Consider the following 25,601-nt stretch of genomic DNA (forward strand, 5'->3'; position numbering starts at 1 on the left):
CCCGCGAACAGGGCCAGCGCGCAATGCGTGGGGGCTTTGTAGCGGCCCTGCCGGCAGTATGCAAGCAGTTGGGGCAATCATGCTAAGCTCGCCGCCTCTCTGGCTGTAACAAAGCATACCGACGTGTCGTACGAATCCCCGCAAGCAGCCGCTGTCGCGTGGCTGCCGTATTCACAGCTGGCGACCGACATCGACCAGCCCACCCTTGACTGGCTGTTCGACGAGGGCTCGCTGACCCGCCGCCTGACCCGTCTGTCCATCGATCACTTTTCCGTCACCCCGTTGTTCGAGGGCTGGCAGCCGCTGCGCGATGACGAATGCCAAGCGCTGGGCATCGCTGCTGGCGCCGAAGGCTGGGTGCGCGAAGTGTACCTGCGCGGCCATGGCCAACCTTGGGTGTTCGCCCGCAGCGTGGCCAGCCGCAGCGCCCTGGAACGTGGCGGTCTGGACCTGGAATCCTTGGGCAGCCGCTCGCTGGGCGAGCTGCTGTTCTGCGACCAGGCGTTCATCCGTCATCCACTCGAAGTGTGCACTTATCCACAGGCCTGGCTGCCGTCCGAAGCTGCACATGCGGCGCTTTGGGGCCGCCGCTCGCGCTTCGAGCGCAACGGTCTGGACCTGCTGGTGGCAGAAGTGTTTCTGCCGGCATTGTGGCAAGCGGCCAAGGAGGAAATCCGCTGATGTACCTGCAACTGCTCAAGTCGCTCAACCGCCTGCATCCACGGGCCTGGGACTTCGTCCAGCTCAGCCGTATGGACCGGCCGATAGGCATCTACCTGCTGTTGTGGCCGACCCTGTCGGCAGTGTGGATTGCCGGCAATGGGTCACCCACCCTGGCCAATGTGCTCATCTTCGGCCTTGGTGTGGTGCTGATGCGCGCGGCCGGCTGCTGCATCAACGACTTTGCCGACCGCAAGGTTGACGGCCACGTCAAGCGGACCGCCGACCGCCCCCTGGCCAGTGGCCGGGTGCGGCCACGCGAGGCGCTGACACTGTTCGCGATTCTGGTCGGGGTGAGTTTCCTGCTGGTGCTGTGCACCAACAGCCGCACCGTCTGGCTGTCGTTCGGGGCGGTGGCCTTGGCGTTCTGCTACCCGTTCATGAAGCGCTACACCTACTACCCGCAGGTGGTGCTGGGGGCGGCGTATTCGTGGGGCATTCCCATGGCTTTTACAGCCGCTGGCGGTGAGTTGCCGGCCGGCGCCTGGCTGCTGTATATCGCCAACCTGCTGTGGACGGTGGGTTATGACACCTATTACGCCATGGTCGACCGCGATGACGACCTGAAAATTGGTGTGAAATCCACTGCGATCCTGTTCGGCGACGCTGATCGCAGCATCATCCTGACCCTGCAGTTGCTGTCGCTGGGCTGCCTGTTGCTGGCCGGTAGCCGCTTCGACCTGGGTGGCTGGTTCCACCTTGGGTTGCTGGGTGCGGCGGCGTGCTTTGCCTGGGAATACTGGTCAACGCGCAAGCTGGACCGGGAATCGTGCTTCAAGGCGTTTCTGCACAACCACTGGGCGGGGATGCTTGTGTTTATCGGGGTGGTGCTGGATTACGCGTTGCGCTGAGTAGTTTGGGGCTGCTGCGCAGCCCATCGCGACACAAGGCCGCACACATTGATCGGCGTACGTCGAACCATGTGGGAGCGGCCTTGTGTCGCGATGGGCCGCACAGCGGCCCCGGCTATCTCAAGGCTTGGCAACGTGCCAGACGTCTTTCATGCCGTCACCGGTCATGTCACCGGCCTTCTTGTCCTTGATGAAGGTATACAGCGGCTTGCCGTCGTAAGCCCACTGCATCGAACCGTCGTCACGCGTTACATGGGTCCATTTATCCTTCGGTGCTTCGTCTTCTTTCTTGACCATCAACGGTGGCCAGTTCTTGGCGCACTCGCCATTGCACATCGACTTGCCACCCGCATCCTTGTCAAAGGTGTACAGGGTCATGCCGGCATGATCGACCCACATGCCATCCTTCTCCATGGCATGGTGGGCCAACGCCACCCCCGGGAGCGCCAACGCAGTGAAAAGGGCCATCCAGCTCAGCGTATGTCGTGTCATTGGATTCACCATTGTTTCGGGGGGAAATGGGTTCGGGTTGCCATTAAAGCGGCCCTCTGTAGCCTAGTTCAGTCACGGAATGTCGCCAGAACGGCCAACACCCTGTCACACAGCTGCAATAATTCCGTTATCTAATGCGGGCCAAGACACCGAATCCAGGAGAGGTTTTGAGCATGGTAGGCAGGAACATTCTGATCGTCGACGACGAAGCGCCCATTCGCGAGATGATCGCCGTTGCCCTGGAAATGGCCGGCTATGACTGCCTGGAAGCGGAAAACTCCCAACAGGCCCACGCGATCATCGTCGACCGCAAACCGGACCTGATCCTGCTCGACTGGATGCTGCCGGGCACCTCCGGCATCGAGCTGGCCCGCCGCCTGAAGCGCGACGAGCTGACCGGTGATATTCCGATCATCATGCTCACCGCCAAGGGTGAAGAAGACAACAAGATCCAGGGCCTGGAAGTGGGCGCCGACGACTACATCACCAAGCCGTTCTCGCCGCGTGAACTGGTAGCGCGACTGAAAGCCGTGCTGCGCCGCACTGGCCCGAGCGACAGCGAGGCGCCGATCGAGGTCGGCGGCCTGCTGCTCGACCCGATCAGCCACCGTGTGACCATCGACGGCAAGCCGGCCGAGATGGGCCCTACCGAATACCGCCTGCTGCAGTTTTTCATGACCCACCAGGAGCGCGCCTACACCCGAGGCCAATTGCTGGACCAGGTGTGGGGCGGCAACGTCTACGTCGAGGAACGTACCGTCGACGTGCACATCCGTCGCCTGCGCAAGGCGCTGGGTGAAGCTTACGAGAATCTGGTACAAACCGTCCGGGGCACTGGCTACCGCTTCTCGACCAAGAGCTGATCGAGCTCTGGAGCGCCAAGCTGCACATCGTTGTACAAGGATCGTCAATTGAACCAGAACTGGCATGCAACCCTGATTCGCCATCTGCTGTTGCTGATTACCGTCTGCCTGATCGGCGGGCTGATCAGCGGCTACTACGGCTGGAGCCTGGCCATTGGCCTGGCGCTCTATCTGGGCTGGACCCTCAAGCAACTGCTGCGCTTGCACGACTGGCTGCGCAATCACCAACCCGACGAAGCACCGCCCGATGGCTACGGCCTGTGGGGCGAGGTATTCGATAGCATCTACCACCTGCAACGCCGCGACCAGCGCGTACGGGGCCGCCTGCAGGCAGTGATCGACCGGGTGCAGGAGTCCACCGCTGCGCTGCGTGACGCGGTGATCATGCTCGACAGCGACGGCAACCTGGAATGGTGGAACCGCGCCGCCGAGACCCTCCTGGGCTTCAAGACCCCACAGGACGGCGGCCAGCAAGTGACCAATCTGGTGCGCCACCCGCTCTTCAAAGAGTACTTCGAGGCAGAAAACTACCTCGAACCGCTGGAAATCCCTTCGCCGATCAATGACCGCATGCGTGTGCAGTTGCACATCACCCGCTACGGCAACAATGAACACCTGATGCTGGTGCGCGATGTCACCCGCATTCACCAGCTGGAACAGATGCGCAAGGACTTCGTCGCCAACGTGTCCCACGAGCTGCGCACGCCGCTGACGGTAATCACCGGCTACCTGGAAACCCTGCTGGACAACGTCGAGGACGTGAACCCGCGGTGGAGCCGCGCCCTGCAGCAGATGAGCCAGCAAGGCTCGCGCATGCAAACCCTGCTCAACGATTTGTTGCTACTGGCCAAACTGGAAGCCACCGATTACCCATCGGACAACCAGCCGGTGGCGGTCGATGCCCTGCTCGCCGCCATCAAGAACGACGCCCAGGCCCTGTCCGGGCCGCGCAACCAGCGCATCAGCCTGGAAGCTGCGCCTGGCGTCAAGCTGAAGGGCAGCGAGTCGGAATTGCGCAGTGCCTTTTCCAATCTGGTGTTCAATGCAGTCAAGTACACCCAGGACGAAGGCAGCATCCGCATCCGCTGGTGGGCCGATGCCCAGGGCGCACACCTGTCGGTGCAGGACTCGGGGGTGGGCATCGATGCCAAGCATTTGCCACGCCTGACCGAGCGCTTCTACCGCGTAGACTCCAGCCGTGCATCGAATACCGGCGGTACCGGGCTGGGGCTCGCAATCGTCAAGCATGTGCTGATGCGCCACCGGGGCAAGCTGGAAATCAGCAGTGTACCGGGGCATGGCAGCACCTTTACCTGTCACTTTGCGCCAGCACAATTGGCCAACGAAAAGGCTTGAGATTGAGGCTGCTGCGCGGGCCTTCGCGGGCATGCCTGCTCCCACAGGGACTGCAATGAGTCCGCTGCCCTTTGCTTTTACGGCCCCAGCCGCTACATTGGGTCCCCTGTGCCAGCAAAAGCTGGCACTTTTTTTCTCTCTATCTCAAAGACGGACCCCGTAAAAACTCCATCATGGACCCTTCCTCTGGTATTAGCCTCACCTCGTTATTCGCCGACTTCGGCATGATCATCTTTGCCTTCCTGCTGGTGCTGCTCAACGGCTTCTTCGTTGCTGCGGAGTTCGCCATGGTCAAGCTGCGCGCTACACGCGTAGAGGCCATCGCCGAAAAGCACGGCTGGCGTGGCAACATCCTGCGCAAGGTTCACAACCAGCTCGACGCCTACCTGTCGGCCTGCCAATTGGGCATTACCCTCGCCTCGCTGGGCCTGGGCTGGGTGGGTGAGCCCGCCTTCGCCCACCTGCTGGAACCATTGCTGGCCTATTTCGGCGTGGACAGCGCCGAGCTGGTCAAGGCGATCTCGTTCTTCGTCGCCTTCTTCGTCATCTCGTACCTGCACATCGTGGTTGGCGAGCTGGCCCCCAAGTCCTGGGCTATCCGTAAGCCAGAGCTGCTGTCGCTGTGGACCGCCGTGCCGCTTTACCTGTTCTACTGGGCGATGTACCCGGCCATCTACCTGCTCAATGCCAGCGCCAATACCATCCTGCGTATTGCCGGCCAGGGCGAGCCTGGCCCGCACCACGAGCACCACTACAGCCGCGAAGAACTTAAGCTGATCCTGCACTCCAGCCGTGGCCAGGACCCAAGCGACCAAGGCATGCGCGTGCTGGCCTCGGCCGTGGAAATGGGCGAGCTGGAAGTGGTCGACTGGGCCAACTCGCGTGAGGACATGATCAGCATCGACGCCCATGCGCCTCTGAAGCAGATCCTGGCCCTGGTGCGCCGCCACAAGTTCAGCCGCTACCCGGTGTACGACGCCGAGCGCGAAGAATTCACCGGCCTGCTGCACATCAAGGACCTGCTGCTGGAGCTGGCTGAGCTGGAGCACTTGCCAGAGACCATCGACCTGGAGGACCTTGCCCGGCCACTCGAACGCGTGTCGCGGCACATGCCGCTGGCCCAGTTGCTGGAGCAGTTCCGTAAGGGCGGCGCGCACTTCGTGCTGGTAGAGGAAGCCGATGGCAAGGTGATCGGCTACCTGACCATGGAAGACGTGCTGGAAGTGCTGGTGGGCGACATCCAGGACGAGCACCGCAAGACCGAGCGTGGCATTCTCGCCTACCAGCCGGGCAAGTTGCTGGTGCGCGGCGACACCCCACTGTTCAAGGTCGAACGCCTGCTGGGTATCGACCTTGACCACATCGAGGCCGAAACCCTGGCCGGGTTGATCTACGAGACGCTCAAGCGCGTGCCGGAAGAAGAGGAAGTGCTGGAAGTCGAAGGGCTGCGCATCATCATCAAGAAGATGAAAGGGCCCAAGATCGTACTGGCCAAGGTGCTGAAGCTGGATTGATGGCCCAATCGGTCAGGGGTTGCCGGCAGTGAAATCCGGCATCCCGCTGATCGGCCTGTCGAAGCGGTAAGGTATCGACTCCAGCGCCAACCCCACATTGCGCTGCACCACAAAATGCAGGTGCGGCCCAGTGCTGTTGCCGGTATTGCCCGACTTGGCCAGCATCTGGCCCTGCCGTACCCGTTGCCCCTCCGCCACCATCACCGAACCACGCATCAGGTGAAGGTAGACGCCCATGGTGCCGTCCGGGTGCAAAATCCTGACAAAGTTACCCGAGGGGTTGGGGCCGCGCCCGCTCTGGCTGTTCTGCGTCTTCACCACCACCCCTTCCCGCGCCGCGATGATGGGGGTGCCTTCGGGCATGGCGATATCCATGGCGTAGCGCCCTCGGGGCCCAAAATGACTGACACGGCCATTGGGGCCCTGAGTGACGCGGAACGGCCCGCCAATCCACGGGAACGCATAGCGGAAGCCTAGCGGCCGTTTGCCCGGATCACCCATGGCCTGCAGCAGGGTCGAACGGTAGTTCAGCAGCAGCCCGGGCCGCCCCCTGAGCACACTGAGCATCTGCGTGGTGCGCGGCGGCAGCAGCCGGCGCACGATACGCGGGGCATCACCGCCTTGTGCGTTGACCAGGTTGTCCAGCCGCAACTCTACCTCTACCGGCACATGCAGCTCGTTTCGTGCCGAAAAGCTCACGCCACCGTCGAAGGTTTTCGCGTTCAGCAGTACCTGGCCTTCGAGCGTTTCGACCATGGGTTCGAGCAACACCAAGGGCTTGGCGCCGGGGCCAGGGCGGTCGGAATAGGAGACGACACCGGAATCGTCAGTGATCTTGTAGAGCGTCACGCCCTGGCTCGACGCCGAGGCCATGAGCAATGCACAGAACAGCAGCAGGCGCGCGGGCATGATAGTGGCTTTTTGACAGTTATGATCTGTCGAAGCCTAGCAGCGGGTTTTACGGTAGGTATTGCAGTTGGTCGGATGGGGCAACTCGGGCTTGGGCAGGAGCACCCGTGTGCTGCTCCTGCCCAAAGCATGACGCGGGGCCGGGGTCAGGCACCGGGGGTGAAGTGCTTCTGCGCAGTGCCGCGGGCAATCAACCGAGACAGGTAGTCGAGCTTCTGGGCATCCTGATCGACAAACTTGAACGTCAACTGCAACCAGTCGCTGTCAGGTTTTGGCTCCAGCGCCGCCACCGCATGCAGGTAGCCGTTCAGGCGAGCAACTTCGGCACTTTCGCCCTGCTCCAGGTCCAGCACCGCACCTTCCAGCACCTGTGGCAGCACTTCGCTGCGGCGTACCACCAGCAGTGCCTCTTTCAGGCTCAACGCCTTGATCACGCATGGCTGCATGCCACTGGCCAGGCGCAGCTGGCCCTGGCCGCGGCCGCTCGGCGCGGGGGCAGCAGGTGCGGGTGCGGCGACCAAAGGCTTGGCCGGTACCGGCGCTGCAACCTTGACCGCTTCGGGCTTGCCCGCAGTCAGCGCGTTCAACGAATCGTTGGCAAACGCCGGGTTGGCTCGCGCCGGGCCGGTGGCCATCAGGCTGTCGAGCTTACCGATCTTGGTCAGGGCTTTTTTTACCTTGGTCAGCAGTTGCTCGTTGGTGAACGGCTTGCCTACAAAATCGGAAACGCCCGCCTGGATCGCCTGAATGACGTTTTCCTTGTCGCCACGGCTGGTCACCATGATGAACTGCAGGTTCTTCAGTGCAGGCTGCTGACGGCACCAGGTCAGCAGTTCCAGGCCTGACATTTCCGGCATTTCCCAGTCGCAGAGGACCAGATCGAACGCTTCCTTGCCGAGCATGGCCATGGCCTTGCGACCGTTGACCGCGTCGTCGATGGCCATACCCGGGAAGGCGTTGCGCAGACACTTGCGGACCAGATCACGGATAAACGGGGCGTCATCCACGACCAGCACATTCACTTTACTCATCGATACTCCTTATGAATCCCGACTAGCCTACTGCCAAATAATGGCCATTTGCTACAACCTGGTCACGCCGGGACTTCTTCACATCGTTCGCGGGTGCCTGCCGGCTCTCGACCGCAAACGAAAACGCCCGGCCAAGGCCGGGCGTCGATGCTCGGGAGCAACCTTACTTATCGTCAGATTCACCCGGAACATTAGCCTTTTCGCCGTTGGCGACGGCAGTGCCCTGCACTTCTGCCGTCATGCGCTTGAGGCCCATGTGGCGCACGTCGGTACCGCGCACCAGGTAGATCACCAGTTCGGAGATGTTGCGCGCATGGTCGCCAATACGCTCCAGCGAGCGCAGCACCCAGATCACGCTCAGCACCCGCGAGATAGAGCGCGGGTCTTCCATCATGTAGGTCACCAGCTCACGCAGCGCGGTCTTGTATTCGCGGTCGATGGTCTTGTCGTACTGGGCCACCGACAGCGCCAGGTCGGCGTCGAAGCGGGCAAAGGCGTCCAGCGCATCCCGGACCATGTTGCGCACTTGGTCGCCAATGTGGCGCACCTCGACATAACCACGTGGCGACTCGCCCTCTTCGCACAGCTGGATGGCGCGGCGGGCGATCTTGGTCGACTCGTCACCGATGCGTTCCAGGTCGATCACCGACTTGGAAATGCTGATGATCAGGCGCAGGTCCGAGGCTGCTGGCTGGCGGCGGGCGAGGATGCGCAAGCACTCCTCGTCGATGTTGCGCTCCATCTGGTTGATCTGCTCGTCAACCTCGCGCACCTGCTGGGCCAGACCAGAGTCGGCTTCGATCAGCGCGGTAACCGCGTCGTTGACCTGCTTTTCCACCAGCCCGCCCATGGCCAGCAGGTGGCTGCGCACCTCTTCCAGCTCGGCGTTGAACTGCTGGGAAATGTGATGGGTAAGGCTTTCTTTGTTGATCATCGTTTTGTCCTTTGGTAGCGCGGCCCTGTAGGAGCGGGTTCACCCGCGAACACCGGCAACGCCGGTGCCAGACACCGAGGTGCCTGTTTCGCGAGCGGCGCTTAGCCGTAGCGACCGGTGATGTAGTCTTCGGTCTGCTTCTTCGCCGGGTTGGTGAACAGGGTATCGGTATCCCCGAATTCGACCAGTTTGCCCATGTACATGAACGCGGTGTAATCCGAAACACGCGCCGCTTGCTGCATGTTGTGGGTCACGATGACGATGGTGTACTTGGATTTCAATTCATAGATCAGTTCTTCGACCTTCAAGGTCGAGATCGGGTCCAGCGCCGAGCACGGTTCGTCAAGCAGCAGCACCTCCGGCTCCACGGCAATGGTGCGGGCGATGACCAGACGCTGCTGCTGGCCACCGGACAGGCCCAGCGCCGACTCGTGCAGACGGTCCTTGACCTCGTCCCACAAGGCCGCACCCTTCAACGCCCACTCGACGGCCTCATCAAGCACGCGCTTCTTGTTGATGCCCTGGATGCGCAGGCCGTAGACCACGTTCTCGTAGATGGTCTTGGGGAACGGGTTCGGCTTCTGGAACACCATGCCCACACGCCGGCGCAGTTCGGCAACGTCTTCGCCCTTGCGGTAGATGTTGTTGCCGTACAGGTTGATGGCACCTTCCACACGGCAACCGTCAACCAGGTCGTTCATCCGGTTGAAGGTGCGCAGCAGGGTCGACTTGCCGCAGCCGGATGGGCCGATGAAGGCGGTCACACGCTGCTTCGGGATGTTCATCTGCACGTCGAACAGCGCTTGCTTGTCGCCATAGAACAGGCTCAGGCCCGGCACTTCGATGGCCACGGTTTCTTCAGCCATTCGCAGGCTTTGCTTGTTGCGGCCCAGGGCAGACATGTCGATGCCATGGGTGTGGGAATCTTGCTGCATGGTCAACTCCATACGCTATCAAGTCGTTTCAAAGGGCCGCCCGGCTTACGGGCGGCACGCTTGCAATCAGGGTCAGCCGTCCAGCGCCTTGTACTTCTCGCGCAGGTGGTTGCGAATCCACACGGCAGAGAGGTTGAGGGTCGCGATCACCAGCACCAGCAGCAGCGCAGTGGCATAAACCAGCGGCCGCGCAGCTTCGACGTTCGGGCTCTGGAAGCCGACGTCATAGATGTGGAAGCCCAGGTGCATGATCTTCTGGTCCAGGTGCAGGTACGGGTAGTTACCATCCACCGGCAGCGACGGCGCCAGCTTCACCACACCTACCAGCATCAGCGGCGCCACTTCGCCGGCGGCACGGGCCACGGCGAGGATCATGCCAGTCATCATGGCCGGGCTGGCCATGGGCAGGACGATTTTCCACAGGGTCTCGGCCTTGGTTGCGCCCAACGCCAGCGAGCCCTCACGCACGGTGCGCGGAATTCGCGCCAGGCCTTCTTCGGTGGCCACGATCACCACCGGTACCGCCAGCAATGCCAGGGTCAGCGATGCCCACAGCAGGCCCGGGGTACCCAGGGTCGGCGCCGGCAACGCTTCGGGGAAGAACAGGCGGTCGATCGAGCCGCCCAGCACATAGACGAAGAAGCCGAGACCGAACACACCGTAGACGATCGCAGGAACACCGGCCAGGTTGTTCACCGCAATGCGGATAAGCCGGGTGACCGGGCCCTGCCTGGCGTATTCACGCAAGTACACGGCAGCCAGCACGCCAAACGGGGTAACGATCACGGCCATGATCAGGGTCATCATCACGGTACCGAAGATGGCCGGGAAGATACCGCCCTCGGTGTTGGCTTCACGCGGGTCGTCGCTGAGGAACTCCCAGACCTTGCCGAAGTAGGTGCCCAGCTTGGTAAACGCCGACATGCCGTTCGGCTGAACGGCATGCACCACCTTGCTCAGGTTGATTTCCACTTCACGGCCGTTGCCATCCCGGGCCACCAGGCTGTCGCGGGAGAAAGCCTGGTGCAGGCCGGTCAGGCGTTCTTCGATAGCCTTGTAGCGGCTGTTCAGTTCGGCACGATCGGCGTCCATGTCGGCCTGGGCGGCGGCGTCCAGCTTGCCGTCCAGCTCCAGCTTGCGCGCTTGCAGGCGCAGGCGCTCAAGGCCATGGTTGATGGCACCGATGTCCTTCTTCTCCAGCTGCTGCAGCTCACTGTTGAGCTGGTTGGCACGCTTGAGGCGGGCCTGCAGTTCGTTCCAGGCAGCGGGGCCTTCGGCAACCACACGGCCTTGTTCCTTGACGCTGACCAGGTAGCCATAGAAGTTGCCCCACTCGCGGCGCTCAAGGGCCATCAGGTCAGCGGGGCGCTGTTCGTCGACCAGCCAGTCGCCGACCACCCAGGTAAAGTCGCTGCCGTTGAGGTCGCGGTTACCCACCTTGATCAGCTCGCGGGTCATGAACTCCGGGCCCTGGTCAGGCACTGGCAGGCCAGCCCCCTTCAGACGAGCACGGGGTACTTCCTCCTTCTGCACCACTTCGCCAATGACGACGTGATCGGCCTGGCCTGGCACCTTGTAGGTGGCCTGGACAAGATCGGCTGGCCAGAAGTGGCCCAGGCCGCGCACGGCGATCACCGCCAGCAGGCCGACGGTCATGATCACGGCCATGGCCACCGCGCCGCCGCTCATCCAGACGCCTGGGGCGCCGCTCTTGAACCAGCCTTTGAGGGAATCCTTTTTCACGGATCGCTACCTTTCTATCAAAGCGACGAGTATTTCTTGCGCAGACGCTGGCGAATCAGCTCGGCCAAGGTGTTCATGATGAAGGTGAACATCAGCAGCACCAGGGCGGCCAGGAACAGCACGCGATAGTGGCTGCCACCGACTTCCGACTCCGGCATTTCCACGGCCACGTTGGCGGCCAGGGTGCGCATGCCCTCGAACAGGTTCATCTCCATCACCGGTGTGTTGCCGGTGGCCATCAGCACGATCATGGTCTCGCCGACCGCACGGCCCAAGCCGATCATCAACGCCGAGAAGATGCCCGGGCTGGCGGTGAGGATGACCACGCGAGTCAGGGTCTGCCAAGGCGTCGCGCCCAGTGCCAGCGAGCCCAGGGTCAGACTGCGCGGCACACTGAACACGGCATCTTCGGCAATCGAGTAGATGTTCGGGATGACCGCGAAGCCCATGGCGATACCGACCACCAGGGCGTTGCGCTGGTCGTAGGTGATGCCTAAATCGTTGGTGATCCACAGGCGCATGTCACCGCCGAAGAACCAGCTTTCCAGGTGCGGGCTCATGGTCAGGGCGAACCAGCCGGTGAACAGGATGACCGGAATCAGGATCGCCGCTTCCCAACCATCCGGTACACGCAGGCGGATCGACTCCGGCAGCCGGCTCCAGAAGAAGCCGGCCAGCAGGATACCGATCGGCATCAGCAGGAACAGGCTGAACACACCGGGCAGGTGGCCTTCCAGGTACGGGGCCAGGAACAGGCCGGCGAAGAAGCCGAGGATCACCGTCGGCATCGCTTCCATCAGCTCGATCACCGGCTTGACCTTGCGGCGCATGCGCGGGGCCATGAAGTAGGCGGTGTAGATGGCTGCGGCAATGGCCAGCGGGGCGGCCAGGATCATGGCGTAGAACGCGGCCTTCAGGGTTCCGAAGGTCAGCGGCGACAGGCTCAGTTTAGGCTCGAAGTCAGTGTTCGAAGCGGTCGATTGCCAGACGTACTTCGGCTCGTCGTAGTTCTCGTACCACACCTTGCCCCACAGCGCGCTGAACGAAACTTCCGGGTGCGGGTTGCGCAGGCTAAACGGCAACAATTTGCCGCCTTCTTCGATGATGATGCGGTTGGCGCGTGGCGACAGGGCCAGCGTGCCAGGGCCTTCGGCAGCCGGCTCTACCAGCAGGGTTCGGTGTGCAGTGCTGTGGAACACGCCCAGTTTGCCTTCGGCGTCGAGGGCGATGAAGCCCTTGCGGCGCTCTTCGGCGTCGATCTGCACGATCGGCGCCTTGCCCATCTGGAAGGTACGGATCTGCTTGAAGCGCGATTCGCCATCCGGGTCGCGGGCCATGAACCACTGGGCCAGCCCGCCCTTGGAGTCACCGATGATCAGCGAAATGCCGCCAACCAGCTGGGCCGTGGCAGTAATTTCGGTGTCGGCGCTATCAGACAACTTGTAACGGCCGTTGAGGCTCTTGTCGCGCAGGCTGAACACGTCGGCCGTGGCGCGGCCGTTGATCACGTACAGCCAGTGCTGGCGTGGGTCGATGAAGATATTCTTCACCGTCTCGGTCATTTGCGGCAGTTCGATGCGGTTCTGCTCGGTGGTGACCTCTTCGGTCATCATGTTTTCCGTGCGCGTCAGCTCGACCACCTGCAGCTGAGCACCGGTAGAGCCGGCCAGCAGCAGGGTGTCACCATTGACGTTGACGCTGACGTGGTCCAGCGCACGCCCCTGCTCGTCGAGCACGAACGATTGCTCGCCGTACGGATAGTCGATGCCAGGGGTGATGGTTTTCTTGTTGTCCGGGTAGGTGATCTTGTAGGTGTGGTGGAACACCAGGGCCTGGCCATTGGACAAGCCCAGAACCACCAGCGCGCTGCCCGGCTGGTCAGTACTGATGGAAGTAACCTGGGTGTCCGCCGGCACTGCCAGATCGACACGCTTGAGTTCGTTACCGGTCTTGGTATCGAAGAACAATGCCTGGCCCTTGTCCGAAACACGCATCCCCACCTGATTCTGCTCTTCAAGCGCGATCATCAGTGGCTTACCGGCATCCTGCTGCAGCCATGTCGGCTCCAGGGCTTTCTTGCTGGTCAGCTCGGCGCCCTGGAACAGTGGCAACACCACATAAGCCAGGTAGAAGAAGATCAACGTGATTGCCGCCAATACGGCAAGCCCGCCTACCAGCACATACCAGCGGGTCAGGCGGTCCTTGAGCGCGCGCATGCGGCGCTTGCGTTGCAACTCGGGCGTATTGAAATCAATGCGCACGGGCTGGGAGTTTTGGGTCATGTTGGAATTGGCCAGATCATTCATGCGCACACCCTAGCGGTCCCGTGTGACAAAAACATTACAAAGTGGTGACGCGCGAAAGCCCGCCGCACAGGGAACCTGGCTTCGGACTGGAAATTCGTGGAAGAGGCCGGGCTGTGGCACCGGCCTCCTCTTAATTACTTACTTCTTTGCAACGTTACCGGCGTGCGACAGGCCCAGGTCAGCCAGGGTCTTGTCGACGACTTTGGCCGGCAGCGGGATGTAGCCATCCTTCACCACCACCTGCTGGCCCGCTTGCGACAGCACCAGCTTGACGAACTCGGCTTCCAGCGGGGCCAGAGGCTTGTTCGGCGCCTTGTTGACGTAGACGTACAGGAAGCGCGACAGCGGGTAGGTGCCGTTCAGGGCGTTGGCTTCGTTGTCTTCAACAAACTCGCCGCCTTCTTTCTTGGCCAGGGCTACGGTCTTCACGCTGGCGGTCTTGTAACCAATACCCGAGTAGCCGATGCCGTTCAGCGAGGAGCTGATCGACTGCACGACCGAAGCCGAGCCAGGCTGTTCGTTGACGTTAGGCTTGAAGTCGCCTTTGCACAGGGCTTCTTCCTTGAAGTAGCCGTAGGTGCCCGATACCGAGTTGCGGCCGAACAGCTGGATTGGCTTGTTGGCCAGGTCGCCGGTCACACCGACGTCGCCCCAGGTCTTGATCTCGGCCTTGCCACCGCACAGGCGAGTGGAAGAGAAGATGGCGTCAACCTGAGCCATGGTCAGGCCCTTGATTGGGTTGTCCTTGTGCACGAACACGGCCAGGGCGTCGACGGCGACCGGGATGGCGGTCGGCTTGTAGCCGTACTTCTGCTCGAAGGCTTGCAGCTCGACGTCCTTCATCTTGCGGCTCATCGGGCCGAGGTTGGCGGTGCCTTCGGTCAGCGCGGGTGGCGCGGTAGAGGAGCCGGCAGCCTGGATCTGGATGTTTACGTTCGGATATTCCTTCTTGTAGGCCTCGGCCCACAGAGTCATGAGGTTCGCGAGGGTGTCGGAACCGACGCTGGAGAGGTTGCCCGAAACACCCGTGGTCTTGGTGTAGGTCGGGATCGCAGGATCGACAGCGGCTACCGCGTTGGCGGTTGCAACGCCAGCGGCGGCAAAGGTAAGGGCCGCCATCAAACGCTTCAGTTTCATGCCTTGCTCCTAGCAGGAATATTGGGGTGTTGGATGGAACGGGCCCAAGTATCGGCAGGCCGCATGAACACGATATGACTTCATTATGACAATTGGATGAAAGGCCATCACTGAAAGCAGGTGTGGCCTCTTCGCGGCTAAAGCCGCTCCTACAGGTCCGGTGTCGGCCTTGAGGCCTGTGCCAAACCCTGTAGGAGCGGCTTTAGCCGCGAAGAGGCCAGTAGCCGTAGCGCAGATCAGCGCTTGTTGGCGAGCAGATACAGGCCCACGGCCAGACCGACGGCGCACAGGCCTGCCACGTAGTAGGCAGGCGCCATCGGGCTCACCTTCAGCAGTGCGGTCACCACCATCGGTGTCAGCCCACCAAAGATGGCGTAGGCCACGTTGTACGAGAACGACAACCCGCTGAAACGCACCACCGCCGGGAACGCCTTGACCATTACATAAGGCACTGCGCCAATCACACCCACGCACAGGCCGGTCACGGCATACAGCGGGAACAGCAACTCGGGGCGGGTCGGCAGGCTGTGGTAGAAGGTCCAGGAGCTGGCCAGCAGCAGCAGGCTGCCGATCACGAACACGCGGCCTGCACCAAAGCGGTCGGCCAGGCTGCCGGCACCTATACAACCAAAGCTGAGCAACACGATGGCCAGGCTGTTGGCTTTGAGCGAGTCGGTCGGGCTGATGTGGTAGAAGCTCTGCAGCAGCGCCGGGGTCATCAGGATGACCACCACGATGCCGGCTGAAAGCATCCAGGTCAGCAGCATGGACAGGATGATCGGACCACGGTGGTCACGCAGCACGGCGCGCAGAGGCAACTCCTCGGCCAGTGCCTTGCGTTGCTGCATTTCGGCGAACACCGGGGTCTCGTGCAGCCAACGGCGCAGATACACCGAGAACAGGCCGAACACACCGCCAAGCAGGAACGGGATACGCCAGGCGTAGTCAGCCACTTCTTCCGCGCTGTACACGCTGTTGATCAAGGTCGCTACCAGCGAGCCCAGCAGAATGCCGGCAGTCAGGCCGGCGGTCAGGGTGCCGCAGGCATAGCCGGTGTTGCGAGCCGGCACGTGTTCAGAGACGAACACCCATGCGCCCGGTACTTCGCCGCCGATTGCCGCGCCCTGGATCACACGCATCAGCAACAGCAGGATCGGTGCCCACATACCGATCTGCGCATACGTCGGCAGCAGGCCCATGATCAGGGTCGGCAGGGCCATCATGAAGATGCTCAGGGTGAACATCTTCTTGCGCCCGAGCAAGTCGCCGAAGTGGGCCATGATGATGCCGCCCAGCGGCCGCGCCAGGTAGCCGGCGGCGAAGATGCCGAACGTTTGCATCAGCCGCAGCCACTCGGGCATGTCGGCCGGGAAGAACAACTTGCCCACCACCGTCGCGAAGAACACGAAGATGATGAAATCGTAGAACTCCAGCGCGCCGCCCAGGGCGGACAGTGAGAGGGTCTTGTAGTCGCTGCGGGTCAGCGGCCGCGAGGGCTGCTCGATACTGCTGGGCACGGAAGTCATCGCTCGTTGTTCTCTTTATAGGGCATGCAGGCCGCTTGGCGCGCGGCTTCTGGATTGGAGACAGGCGAAGATAGCAAATTGCCGAGCTACGCCGAAAGCGATACAAAATCCACACAGATATTCGTGAATGCGCGGTCGTCGCTGGCCGTTATGCCCTATATACTGGCATTTCGTAGGATTATGTTGCTCCTAACGTGGGATGTTGTGCGAAAACGCCGGTCACTATTGTCAGGCGGTTTCGCAGAGTTTCCCTACGGCCGCCCAGTGAAACGAAATCGGCGTAGTATGTTTCAAGCTGAATCGTTTACCCGGCCTTTGCGCCACACCAACGAAAAGCGTCACGGGTCAGAGGCCCCATCGCATGATTGAGCTCGAACAAGAAGATCCAATCCCGCAAGGCGACCTGGCCTTGCAAATCACCGCATTGCCGCGAGAAACCAACGGTTTCGGCGATATCTTCGGCGGTTGGCTGGTTGCCCAGATGGACCTGGCAGGCACGGCCATGGCCAGCCGTGTCGCCGGCGGCCGCGTAGCCACCGTCGCCATCGACCGCATGGCCTTCCTGGTGCCCGTCGCGGTCGGCGCACAGCTGTCTTTCTATACCCAGACCTTGGAAATCGGCCGCAGCTCGATCCAGATGATGGTCGAAGTGTGGAGCGACGACCCGCTGTCCAGCGAATGGCGCAAGGTCACAGAAGCGGTATTCGTCTTCGTCGCCATCGACGGCAGTGGTCGTACCCGCTCGGTGCCTCGTCGCTGAGCCACGCTGGCGGTAAACTCATTGCATCTGCCCGGGTCCAAGGCCCACTGGCAATCAATGAGAAGAACGCAATGGCTACCTTTCAGGTCGTAACCGAGCAACATGGCGAACTCAACTGCTGGCGTATCAGCAGTGACCGTGCCGAACTCCTGATCGCCCAGCAGGGCGCACAGGTCCTCAGCTACCAGCAGGTGGGCGAACCGCCGCTGCTGTGGCTGAGCGACCAGGCCATCTTCCGCCAGGGCAAGTCGGTACGCGCCGGGGTACCGGTGTGCTGGCCATGGTTTGGCAACCTGCAGCGCAACCCTCAGGCCGTCCAGGCCATGTACCAGGGAACACCGGCGCCTGCCCACGGGCTTGCGCGCACGCGTGACTGGCAATTGCTGGGTATCGAGGAAGTGGGCGAGACCCTGCGGATCGAGTTCGAACTGCCTGAAGCGCGGGGCGACCTGCCCGGTTGGCCCCATGATGTCGAGCTGAAACTGGTGGTGGAGATGGGCGCAGACCTGACACTGAGCCTGACCAGCCGCAACATGGGCAATACCCCCGTGACCATCAGCCAGGCCCTGCATAGCTACTTCGCGGTCAGCGATGTGCGCCAGGCGCGGGTCGAGGGTGTCGACGGGCTGGGTTATATCGAGACCCTGGCGGACTGGGAACAGCGCCAGCAGCAAGGGGCACTGATGTTTGCCGGGGAGACGGACCGGATCTACCTGAACACCCCGCAGACCCTCAGCATCGTCGACCCGCATTGGGATCGGCGGATTACCTTGACCAGCAGCGGCTCGCGCTCGGCGGTGATCTGGAACCCGTGGACCGAGCGGGCGAAGGAGCTGGCGGACATGGCTGACGATGGATGGCAGCGAATGCTGTGCATCGAGACGGCGAATGTGTGGGATGACCTGGTGGAATTGAAGCCCGGGCACAGCAGTTCGCTAGCGGTCAGGATTGTCAGCGAAATGATCTGAGTTTTACGGTGCCTGTGCCGGCCTCTTCGCGGGTAAACCCGCTCCTACAGATACCCCGCGGCATGCGAGGCCTGTGGACGCCGGGTAGGAGCGGGTTTACCCGCGAAGAGGCCGGCACAGCCGTTCAGAGATCAGCATCCTCCACCACCCTCACCTTCCCCGCATCCAGCGCATAGGCCGCATCGGCCAGGTCATTGCTGACCTTCTCCACCTTCAGCTTGCCGCTGACCCACAGCGGGGTGTAGATGTCATCGATCTTCAGGCCTTTCGGGTAGCGCACCAGTACCAACTGGTTGGGCGGCGGTGGCGGCACATGGATGCACGCACCCGGGTACGGCACCAGGAAGAACAACGTACTGTTGCCCTTGGCGTCACTCTCCAGCGGCACAGGGTAGCCACCTAGGCGGATATCCTTGCCATTCATGGCTGCAACGGTCTTGGTCGAGTACATCACCGCAGGCAGGCCCTTGCTCTGCTTGAGGCCTCCCTTGGCGGTAAAGGTGCCCATGGCTTCCGGTGAGTTGTGGTCGATTTCAGGCATTTGTTCGAGTGCCTTCTGGTCCGACCTGGGCATCAGCTCCAGCCAGTCGGTTTCGGGCAGTTCGGCATGGGCCAGGGTACTGGCCAACAGCAAGGGGACAAGGAAAAAGGCACGCATGGAAATGCTCGGCAACTCGAATGAATTGCCGAGCATTCTAACCAGTAATCAGCGTTTCTTGATGAATCCGTAGATCACCAGCAGCACCACGGCACCGACCAGCGCGCCAAGGAAGCCTGCCGCTTGCCCAGCCTGGTATATACCCAGTGCCTGGCCGCCATAGGTAGCCAACAAGGAGCCGGCAATACCCAGCAGGATGGTCATGATCCAGCCCATGCTGTCATCGCCCGGCTTGATGAAGCGGGCCAGCAGGCCGACGATGAGGCCGATGAAGATGGTTCCAATGATACCCATGGCAATCCCTCTGCAGTGAAGTTGGAACAAGCCAAAGCCTAGACGGGCTTCGGCTTGTTGCCATATTCAGAGGGCATGCCGCTTGCGGAAGTTCGATTCGAAGCCCGATCAGTTGCTGATCAGCGCCTCTACTTCGGCAATCTTGCGCTCGAGGGTGGCCATGTCAGGGCAGCGCAGGGTGGCGTGTCCTACCTTGCGGCCAACCTTGAAGGCCTTGCCGTAGTGGTGCAGGTGACAGTCGCCGATGGCGACAACCTTGTCCACGGCCGGTACTTCACCGATGAAGTTGAGCATCGCGCTCTCGCCCACCTTGGCGGTCGAGCCAAGTGGCAGGCCGGCAACGGCACGCAGATGGTTCTCGAACTGGCTGCACTCGGCGCCTTCGATGGTCCAGTGCCCGGAGTTGTGCACGCGCGGGGCGATTTCGTTGGCCTTCAAGCCACCGTCAACCTCGAAGAACTCGAAGGCCATCACGCCAACGTAATCCAGCTTCTGCAACACGCGGCCGACGTAATCTTCGGCCAGAGCCTGCAGCGGGTGTGCCTGGCTGGCTACCGACAAGCGCAGAATGCCGCTCTCGTGGGTATTGTGCACCAGCGGGTAGAAGCGGGTTTCACCATCGCGGCCACGCACGGCCACCAGCGACACCTCGCCGGTGAACGGCACGAAGCCCTCCAGCAGGCATGGCACGCTGCCCAGCTCGGCGAAGGTACCCACCACGTCTTCTGGCGTGCGCAGCACCTTCTGGCCCTTGCCGTCGTAACCCAGCGTGCGGGTTTTCAGCACGGCCGGCAGGCCGATGCTGGCCACCGCGGCGTCCAGATCTGCCTGCGAGAGGATGTCGGCGAAGGCCGGGGTGGGGATGCCCAGGTCGCGGAACATGCTCTTTTCGAACAGGCGGTCACGGGCGATGCGCAGCGATTCGGCGCTGGGGTACACGGGCACGAACTGCGAGAGGAAGGCCACGGTCTCGGCCGGGACGCTTTCGAACTCGAAGGTGACCAGGTCGACTTCGTCGGCCAGCTGACGCAGGTGGTCCTGATCACCGTAGTCGGCACGCAGGTGTTCGCCCAAGGGCGCAGCGCAGGCGTCCGGTGCCGGGTCGAGGAAGGCGAAGTTCATGCCCAGCGGGGTACCCGCCAAGGCCAGCATGCGGCCCAGCTGGCCGCCACCGATTACACCGATCTTCATGGGTTGAGCCTCAAGCCTGGCGCGGGTCTGGGTTGTCCAGCACGGTGTCGGTCTGTTCCGTGCGGAACTGCTTCAACGCCGCGTGGTACTGCGGGTACTTGGCGCCCAGAATGCTGGCCGACAACAGGGCAGCGTTGACCGCACCGGCACGGCCGATGGCCAGGGTGGCAACCGGCACACCGGCTGGCATCTGCACGATCGACAGCAGCGAATCGACGCCCGACAGCATCGACGACTGCACCGGCACGCCCAGCACCGGCAGGTGGGTCTTGGCGGCGCACATGCCTGGCAGGTGGGCTGCGCCACCGGCACCGGCGATGATCACCTCGATGCCACGGCCCTCAGCCTCCTCGGCATACTGGAACAGCAGATCCGGGGTGCGGTGGGCGGAAACCACCTTCACTTCGTAGGGAATGCCGAGTTTTTCCAGCATATCGGCGGTGTGGCTAAGGGTGGACCAATCGGACTTGGAGCCCATGATCACGCCAACCAGTGCACTCATCGTCGAGCCTCTCCTGCAAGCGCCTTCTGGCGCGCTAAAAGCAACAAGCCACGCAGGTGGGCCGGCGTGGCTTGTCATACGGATTCTGAATCGACCAGGTCGGCCGAAGGCGCGGGATTGTAACGTATTTAAAGGCTGGCCGCCCACCCCTACAAGCACATGCCGGATCAAAGGGCAAGCTGTCTCGTGGGACAACTTTTTCCTGCTGCCTCGGGGTCGACGAGTGCTGCACGCTCGCAGCCCTTAACTCGCGCACTTTGGTACGTCTACATGAAAACTCCATGCTTTTTCGCACTTTCGTTTGGCCTGGTACTCAGCTTGCAATTGCCAAGTGCTTCGGCGGCCCACTCGCTCACCGTCACCGTCTATGTGCACGACGACCTGGCCGATATGCACGACGGGCAATTGAACGAAGACTTCTTCCAGCATTGGCTGAACGAAATGCGCCGTTTCAGCCAACATCCCATCGAAGTGATATTTCAACGCAATGTAAAACACATAACCGATATTGCTTATGCAGGAATGCCGTCCGAAAAGCTCCTGGAAGCTTTCAGCCAGCAGGTGTATGCACAACAGCGACACCGGCTCTACTCTCTCATGGACAAACATCTCCTGCTCACTCGCAACAGCTACGATCATAGCGGCCTGAACTACAACGCCGGCTTGGCCTATTTCAAGCAGAAAACGGCCATTGCCTCTGTGGCCGCATACGGTGCTGCCGCTCATGAAATTGGCCATCTGCTAGGTGCCACGCATGAAGACGCCGAACTGAAGTTCAATGGCTGGGTGTGCGAAACGTACACGCACCCCCGTGTACCGGCACGATCCAACTGCTACCGCTACAGCGACAGGAATCGTGCAAATATCACTGATTACCTGACATACAACTCAAATTGACGCTTCACCTTGTGCGCCAGACGACTCCAGCTTGCGCCATAGCAAGCGGACGTTAGCCTTACGCACCAAAGCACAGCGGTACAGGCGGATTTCCAGCGGCACATGCCATTGGCTACCGCCGCAGATCGCCAGTTCACCGCGTTCGAGCTCGCCACGCATCGACAGGCGCGGCACCCAAGCGATGCCCATCCCCTCCAGGGCCATGCTCTTGAGGCTGTCGGCCATGGCGGTTTCGTAGACGGTGGTATAACGCAGGTTGCGCTGGCGCAACAGCAAGTTGACCGAGCGGCCGAGGAATGCGCCGGCGGTGTAGGCTAGCAACGGCACACTGCCCTCGCCCTCCAGGTCGAACAACGGCTTGCCATCGGCATCCACGGCGCACACCGGCAGCATTTCAGTGGTGCCCATGTGCAGCGACGGGAAGATCTCGGCATCCATCTGCAAGGCCGCGTCCGGGTCATAGAACGCCAGCATCAGGTCGCAGCCGCCTTCGCGCAGTGCATGCACAGCATCTCCGACGTTAGTCGCAACCAGGCGGGTGGCGATGTTCAAACCGTCGTTGCGCAGCTGGGCCACCCAACGGGGGAAGAAACCCGACGCCAAGGAGTGTGCCGCAGCTACCTGCACCACTTCGCCCTGCCCGCCTTCCAAGTGATGCAAATGGCGGAGAATTTCGCTCAACTGGTCGACAACAGTACGCGCTGTGACGAGAAATAGCTGACCCGCCTCGGTCAGCTCGATGGGTGTGCGAGAGCGGTTCACCAGTTGCAGGCCCAACGCCGCCTCAAGGCTGCGAATGCGCCGGCTGAAGGCCGGTTGGGTCACGAAACGCCGCTCTGCGGCCTGGGAAAAACTGCGGGTAGCGGCCAGAGCACTGAAGTCTTCCAGCCATTTGCTTTCAAGGTTCACGAAGCACATCTCCCGGCGCGCACCAAAATGGAACACGCTCGAATATCAATTGGCGTCACATGAAACACTATGCCGTTTGTGCATAGGTTAGCGTGCAATAGCATTGGCCGCAAAAACACCTTCAGGCCTAGGATTGGCGCCATTCCGGCATGTGCCGGGTCAAAATCGAGATGATATACATCATGTCCTCTGCTGCATCGTTCCGCGTCGAAAAAGACTTGTTGGGTACCCTTGAAGTTCCTGCAGATGCCTACTACGGCATCCAGACCCTGCGCGCTGCCAACAACTTCCACCTCTCCGGTGTTCCGCTGTCGCACTACCCGAAGCTGGTCGTGGCCCTGGCCATGGTCAAGCAGGCCGCTGCCGACGCCAACCGTGAGCTGGGTCACCTGAGCGATGCCAAGCACGCTGCCATTTCCGCAGCCTGCGCCCGCCTGATCAAAGGCGATTTCCACGACCAGTTCGTGGTTGACATGATCCAGGGCGGCGCTGGTACTTCTACCAACATGAACGCCAACGAAGTCATTGCCAACGTTGCGCTGGAGGCCATGGGCCACCAGAAGGGTGAGTACAAGTACCTGCACCCTAACAACGACGTGAACATGGCGCAGTCGACCAACGACGCCTACCCGACCGCAATCCGCCTGGGCCTGTTGCTGGGTCACGACGCGCTGCTGGCCAGCCTTGATAGCCTGATCCAGGCCTTCGCTGCCAAGGGTAAAGAATTCGACCACGTACTGAAGATGGGCCGTACCCAGCTGCAGGACGCCGTCCCGATGACCCTGGGCCAAGAATTCCGCGCCTTCGCCACCACCATGACTGAAGACCTGCAGCGCCTGCGCTCGCTGGCTCCGGAACTGCTGACCGAAATCAACCTGGGCGGTACCGCCATCGGTACTGGCATCAACGCCGACCCTGGCTACCAGGCCTTGGCCGTACAGCGCCTGGCCACCATCAGCGGCCATCCGCTGGTACCCGCTGCCGACCTGATCGAAGCCACCTCCGACATGGGCGCCTTCGTGCTGTTCTCCGGCATGCTCAAGCGCACCGCGGTCAAGCTGTCGAAGATCTGCAACGACCTGCGCCTGCTGTCCAGCGGCCCGCGTACCGGCATCAACGAGATCAACCTGCCAGCGCGTCAGCCAGGCAGCTCGATCATGCCAGGCAAGGTCAACCCGGTTATTCCAGAAGCTGTGAACCAGGTGGCCTTCGCCATCATGGGCAACGACCTGGCCCTGACCGTCGCCGCCGAAGGTGGTCAGCTGCAGCTGAACGTGATGGAGCCGCTGATCGCGTACAAGATCTTCGACTCGATCCGCCTGCTGCAACGCGCCATGGACATGCTGCGCGAGCACTGCATCGTCGGCATCACCGCCAACGAACAGCGCTGCCGTGAACTGGTCGAGCACTCGATCGGCCTGGTTACCGCCCTGAACCCGTACATCGGCTACGAGAACGCCACCCGTATCGCCCGCGTTGCCCTGGAAAGCGGCCGCGGCGTACTGGAACTGGTGCGCGAAGAGAAGCTGCTGGACGACGCGATGCTCGACGACATCCTGCGTCCGGAAAACATGATCGCTCCACGTCTGGTTCCGCTGAAAGCGTAATCAGGCCGCTGTAAACAGTCTCACCAGGTCGAGGGACTAGACACCTCTCAACCTTTCCAAGGCCCGAGCGCTTGCTTCGGGCCTTTTTTTTGCCTGAAGGTTTTGGAGGCCGCTATGCAGGCCTTCGCAACACCCGGCCGCGCCGGCAGGGTATGTGGTTTGCCTGCAGCCCCGTAGATCGGCACACAACTTGCTCCATAATGCGTCCCAGCCCAACGGGATTACCCAGCATGCTGCACAGCCACCTGACCACCCTCAACGCAGTTTCGCTGATCCTCAACGTCTTCCAGGCAGACGGTTGCGAGGCGTCGGCGTTGCTGGCCGGCAGCGGCATTGGCCCGGCAGACCTGGGGCATGCCGATGCGCGCATCACCACCCAGCAGGAGCTGCAGGTTTGCGCCAATGCTGTGGCCCGGCGCGAGGACATTGGCCTGGAACTGGGCCAGCGCATGCGTGTGTCGTGCTACGGCATGCTCGGTTACGCGCTGCTCTCCAGTGCCACTTTGGGTGACGCCTTACGCCTGGCGCTGCAGTATCCGGCACTGCTGGGAACAGTCTTCAAGCTGCGCTTGCTCGACGACGGCCAACGTGTCTGGTTCAGCGCCAGCGATTACCAGGACAGCCCGGCGCTGAGCGCTTTCAACGCCGAGTTCTGCCTGGTGTCGCTGAAAGTCATCTGTGACGACCTGCTTGGCCGGCCGTTGCCGCTGCTTGGCGCACGCTTCGAACACCCTCGCCCTGGTTACCACGCGCTCTATGCCGAAGCGTTTCAATGCCCGATCGGTTTCGCCGCCGAGGACAATGCCTTTGCCTTCGAACGGCGATGGCTGGATATGCCGCTGCCGCTGGCCGACCCGATTACTCACAAAGCCATGAGCGAGCGCTGCCGGCGCCTGAACCTTGAATTCACCGGTCGCCAGGCATGGCTGGGGCGGATTCGCCAGCTGCTGGCGCAGCAACTGGACGCAGCACCTGGGCTGGAAGGGCTTGCGCGGCAGATGAACTGCTCGTCGCGCACCCTCCGCCGGCATTTGCAGGCGCTGGGCAGCAGTTATCAACAGCTGCTGGACGAGCTGAGGTTCGAGCGGGCCAAGCAGTTACTGGCCGATGAACAGATGCCGATCTACCGGATTGCGGAGACTTTGGGGTTCAGTGAGACAGCCAGTTTTCGGCATGCCTTCCAGCGCTGGAGTGGCGTGGCGCCCAGCCATTTTCGTGGTTGACCTGTTCTGGCCTCTTCGCGGGTAAACCCGCTCCTACAGGGGCGTCACAACCCCTGACGCCCTGGCGGCCATTGTAGGAGCGGGTTCACCCGCGAAAGGGCCGGGCCTGCCGGCCAATGTCCAAAGGCCGTTCACCGTTGCCGCCGCTGCCTTACCCGCGACGAGGCTGGGGTAGGTCACCACCCATCTGGCCAAAGACCTTGGCCATATCGATCCCCTTTTGGCCGTTTGCGTCGTTCTCCCCTGCTGATCAGCCCATGACAATGGACCCACGC

24 protein-coding genes are annotated in these 25,601 nt (G+C 61.9%); 10 read left to right on the forward strand and 14 right to left on the reverse strand.

What is annotated here, in order from left to right:
• The first annotated feature begins 123 nt into the window (after window positions 1-123).
• Together LMH93_RS26655 and ubiA are read left to right on the forward strand one after the other, a co-directional pair.
• Complete coding sequence (locus LMH93_RS26655; RefSeq protein ID WP_230064752.1) at window positions 124-681, forward strand: chorismate--pyruvate lyase family protein; 558 nt, start codon at window positions 124-126, stop codon at window positions 679-681.
• The gene (ubiA, locus tag LMH93_RS26660) at window positions 681-1,571 is read left to right on the forward strand and encodes a 4-hydroxybenzoate octaprenyltransferase (RefSeq protein WP_004575206.1); all 891 of its coding nucleotides are present in this window, start codon (window positions 681-683) and stop codon (window positions 1,569-1,571) included. Before LMH93_RS26655 ends, ubiA begins: the two co-directional genes overlap by 1 nt.
• Window positions 1,572-1,691: 120 nt before the next feature.
• Here ubiA and LMH93_RS26665 read toward each other — a convergent pair whose 3' ends face one another.
• A complete protein-coding gene (locus LMH93_RS26665) occupies window positions 1,692-2,063 on the reverse strand; it encodes a COG4315 family predicted lipoprotein (protein WP_020190123.1) in 372 nt (123 codons plus the stop codon).
• 173 nt (window positions 2,064-2,236) lie between these two features.
• Between LMH93_RS26665 and phoB the strand changes: the two genes are divergently transcribed.
• The 3 genes from phoB (at window position 2,237) to LMH93_RS26680 (ending at window position 5,796) form a co-directional block, all read left to right on the forward strand.
• The gene (gene phoB, locus LMH93_RS26670; protein WP_003253341.1) at window positions 2,237-2,926 is read left to right on the forward strand and encodes a phosphate regulon transcriptional regulator PhoB; all 690 of its coding nucleotides are present in this window, start codon (window positions 2,237-2,239) and stop codon (window positions 2,924-2,926) included.
• A 48-nt stretch (window positions 2,927-2,974) separates the two neighbouring features.
• A complete protein-coding gene (gene phoR, locus LMH93_RS26675) occupies window positions 2,975-4,282 on the forward strand; it encodes a phosphate regulon sensor histidine kinase PhoR (RefSeq protein ID WP_004575204.1) in 1,308 nt (435 codons plus the stop codon).
• A 173-nt stretch (window positions 4,283-4,455) separates the two neighbouring features.
• Window positions 4,456-5,796 carry a hemolysin family protein gene (locus LMH93_RS26680; protein ID WP_003253336.1) on the forward strand — a complete coding sequence of 447 codons (1,341 nt, stop codon included), beginning with the start codon at window positions 4,456-4,458 and terminating at the stop codon, window positions 5,794-5,796.
• A 12-nt stretch (window positions 5,797-5,808) separates the two neighbouring features.
• Here LMH93_RS26680 and LMH93_RS26685 read toward each other — a convergent pair whose 3' ends face one another.
• The 8 genes from LMH93_RS26685 to LMH93_RS26720 form a co-directional block, all read right to left on the reverse strand.
• Window positions 5,809-6,705 carry a peptidoglycan DD-metalloendopeptidase family protein gene (locus LMH93_RS26685; protein ID WP_003253334.1) on the reverse strand — a complete coding sequence of 299 codons (897 nt, stop codon included), beginning with the start codon at window positions 6,703-6,705 and terminating at the stop codon, window positions 5,809-5,811.
• Window positions 6,706-6,851: 146 nt separating this feature from the next.
• Complete coding sequence (locus tag LMH93_RS26690; RefSeq protein WP_003253331.1) at window positions 6,852-7,736, reverse strand: response regulator; 885 nt, start codon at window positions 7,734-7,736, stop codon at window positions 6,852-6,854.
• A 163-nt stretch (window positions 7,737-7,899) separates the two neighbouring features.
• A complete protein-coding gene (gene phoU, locus LMH93_RS26695; protein ID WP_003253329.1) occupies window positions 7,900-8,670 on the reverse strand; it encodes a phosphate signaling complex protein PhoU in 771 nt (256 codons plus the stop codon).
• Between the two features lie 101 nt (window positions 8,671-8,771).
• A complete protein-coding gene (gene pstB, locus LMH93_RS26700) occupies window positions 8,772-9,605 on the reverse strand; it encodes a phosphate ABC transporter ATP-binding protein PstB (RefSeq protein WP_003253327.1) in 834 nt (277 codons plus the stop codon).
• A 72-nt stretch (window positions 9,606-9,677) separates the two neighbouring features.
• The gene (gene pstA / locus LMH93_RS26705; RefSeq protein WP_173881456.1) at window positions 9,678-11,294 is read right to left on the reverse strand and encodes a phosphate ABC transporter permease PstA; all 1,617 of its coding nucleotides are present in this window, start codon (window positions 11,292-11,294) and stop codon (window positions 9,678-9,680) included.
• Between the two features lie 71 nt (window positions 11,295-11,365).
• Entirely contained in the window at window positions 11,366-13,654 is a 2,289-nt protein-coding gene (locus LMH93_RS26710; RefSeq protein WP_003253322.1) for an ABC transporter permease subunit, read from the reverse strand.
• Window positions 13,655-13,792: 138 nt separating this feature from the next.
• Window positions 13,793-14,791, reverse strand: coding sequence for a phosphate ABC transporter substrate-binding protein PstS (locus tag LMH93_RS26715; RefSeq protein ID WP_014754876.1), 999 nt, complete (start codon window positions 14,789-14,791; stop codon window positions 13,793-13,795).
• A 236-nt stretch (window positions 14,792-15,027) separates the two neighbouring features.
• Window positions 15,028-16,317 carry an MFS transporter gene (locus LMH93_RS26720; protein WP_003253318.1) on the reverse strand — a complete coding sequence of 430 codons (1,290 nt, stop codon included), beginning with the start codon at window positions 16,315-16,317 and terminating at the stop codon, window positions 15,028-15,030.
• 361 nt (window positions 16,318-16,678) lie between these two features.
• Between LMH93_RS26720 and LMH93_RS26725 the strand changes: the two genes are divergently transcribed.
• A complete protein-coding gene (locus LMH93_RS26725) occupies window positions 16,679-17,077 on the forward strand; it encodes an acyl-CoA thioesterase (RefSeq protein ID WP_003253317.1) in 399 nt (132 codons plus the stop codon).
• 71 nt (window positions 17,078-17,148) lie between these two features.
• The gene (locus tag LMH93_RS26730; RefSeq protein WP_230064753.1) at window positions 17,149-18,045 is read left to right on the forward strand and encodes a D-hexose-6-phosphate mutarotase; all 897 of its coding nucleotides are present in this window, start codon (window positions 17,149-17,151) and stop codon (window positions 18,043-18,045) included.
• Window positions 18,046-18,169: 124 nt separating this feature from the next.
• On the opposite strand, the gene LMH93_RS26735 is transcribed toward LMH93_RS26730, so the two are convergent.
• The 4 genes from LMH93_RS26735 to purE all read right to left on the reverse strand — a co-directional run bounded on the left by LMH93_RS26735 (window position 18,170) and on the right by purE (window position 20,690).
• Window positions 18,170-18,703: a DUF3299 domain-containing protein gene (locus tag LMH93_RS26735; protein ID WP_003253310.1), complete on the reverse strand. Its 534-nt coding sequence runs from the start codon at window positions 18,701-18,703 to the stop codon at window positions 18,170-18,172.
• A gap of 48 nt (window positions 18,704-18,751) precedes the next feature.
• Window positions 18,752-18,997: a GlsB/YeaQ/YmgE family stress response membrane protein gene (locus LMH93_RS26740; RefSeq protein ID WP_003253308.1), complete on the reverse strand. Its 246-nt coding sequence runs from the start codon at window positions 18,995-18,997 to the stop codon at window positions 18,752-18,754.
• Between the two features lie 108 nt (window positions 18,998-19,105).
• Window positions 19,106-20,188, reverse strand: a complete 1,083-nt coding sequence (locus LMH93_RS26745) for a 5-(carboxyamino)imidazole ribonucleotide synthase (RefSeq protein WP_010955825.1) — start codon at window positions 20,186-20,188, stop codon at window positions 19,106-19,108.
• Window positions 20,189-20,198: 10 nt separating this feature from the next.
• Window positions 20,199-20,690 carry a 5-(carboxyamino)imidazole ribonucleotide mutase gene (gene purE / locus LMH93_RS26750; protein WP_003253304.1) on the reverse strand — a complete coding sequence of 164 codons (492 nt, stop codon included), beginning with the start codon at window positions 20,688-20,690 and terminating at the stop codon, window positions 20,199-20,201.
• A gap of 270 nt (window positions 20,691-20,960) precedes the next feature.
• Here purE and LMH93_RS26755 point away from each other — a divergent pair, with 270 nt between their 5' ends.
• Window positions 20,961-21,587: a zinc-dependent metalloprotease family protein gene (locus LMH93_RS26755; protein ID WP_003253301.1), complete on the forward strand. Its 627-nt coding sequence runs from the start codon at window positions 20,961-20,963 to the stop codon at window positions 21,585-21,587.
• Here the strand turns inward: LMH93_RS26755 and LMH93_RS26760 are convergent.
• Window positions 21,579-22,496: a LysR substrate-binding domain-containing protein gene (locus LMH93_RS26760; RefSeq protein WP_003253299.1), complete on the reverse strand. Its 918-nt coding sequence runs from the start codon at window positions 22,494-22,496 to the stop codon at window positions 21,579-21,581. The genes LMH93_RS26755 and LMH93_RS26760 overlap by 9 nt on opposite strands.
• Window positions 22,497-22,678: 182 nt before the next feature.
• Here LMH93_RS26760 and aspA point away from each other — a divergent pair, with 182 nt between their 5' ends.
• Both aspA and LMH93_RS26770 read left to right on the forward strand, forming a co-directional pair.
• Entirely contained in the window at window positions 22,679-24,103 is a 1,425-nt protein-coding gene (gene aspA, locus LMH93_RS26765; protein WP_003253297.1) for an aspartate ammonia-lyase, read from the forward strand.
• Window positions 24,104-24,333: 230 nt separating this feature from the next.
• Window positions 24,334-25,326 carry an AraC family transcriptional regulator gene (locus LMH93_RS26770; protein ID WP_003253295.1) on the forward strand — a complete coding sequence of 331 codons (993 nt, stop codon included), beginning with the start codon at window positions 24,334-24,336 and terminating at the stop codon, window positions 25,324-25,326.
• Window positions 25,327-25,601: the final 275 nt, after the last annotated feature.

The organism is Pseudomonas sp. CIP-10, from assembly GCF_020911845.1.
Taxonomy (GTDB): domain Bacteria; phylum Pseudomonadota; class Gammaproteobacteria; order Pseudomonadales; family Pseudomonadaceae; genus Aquipseudomonas; species Aquipseudomonas alloputida.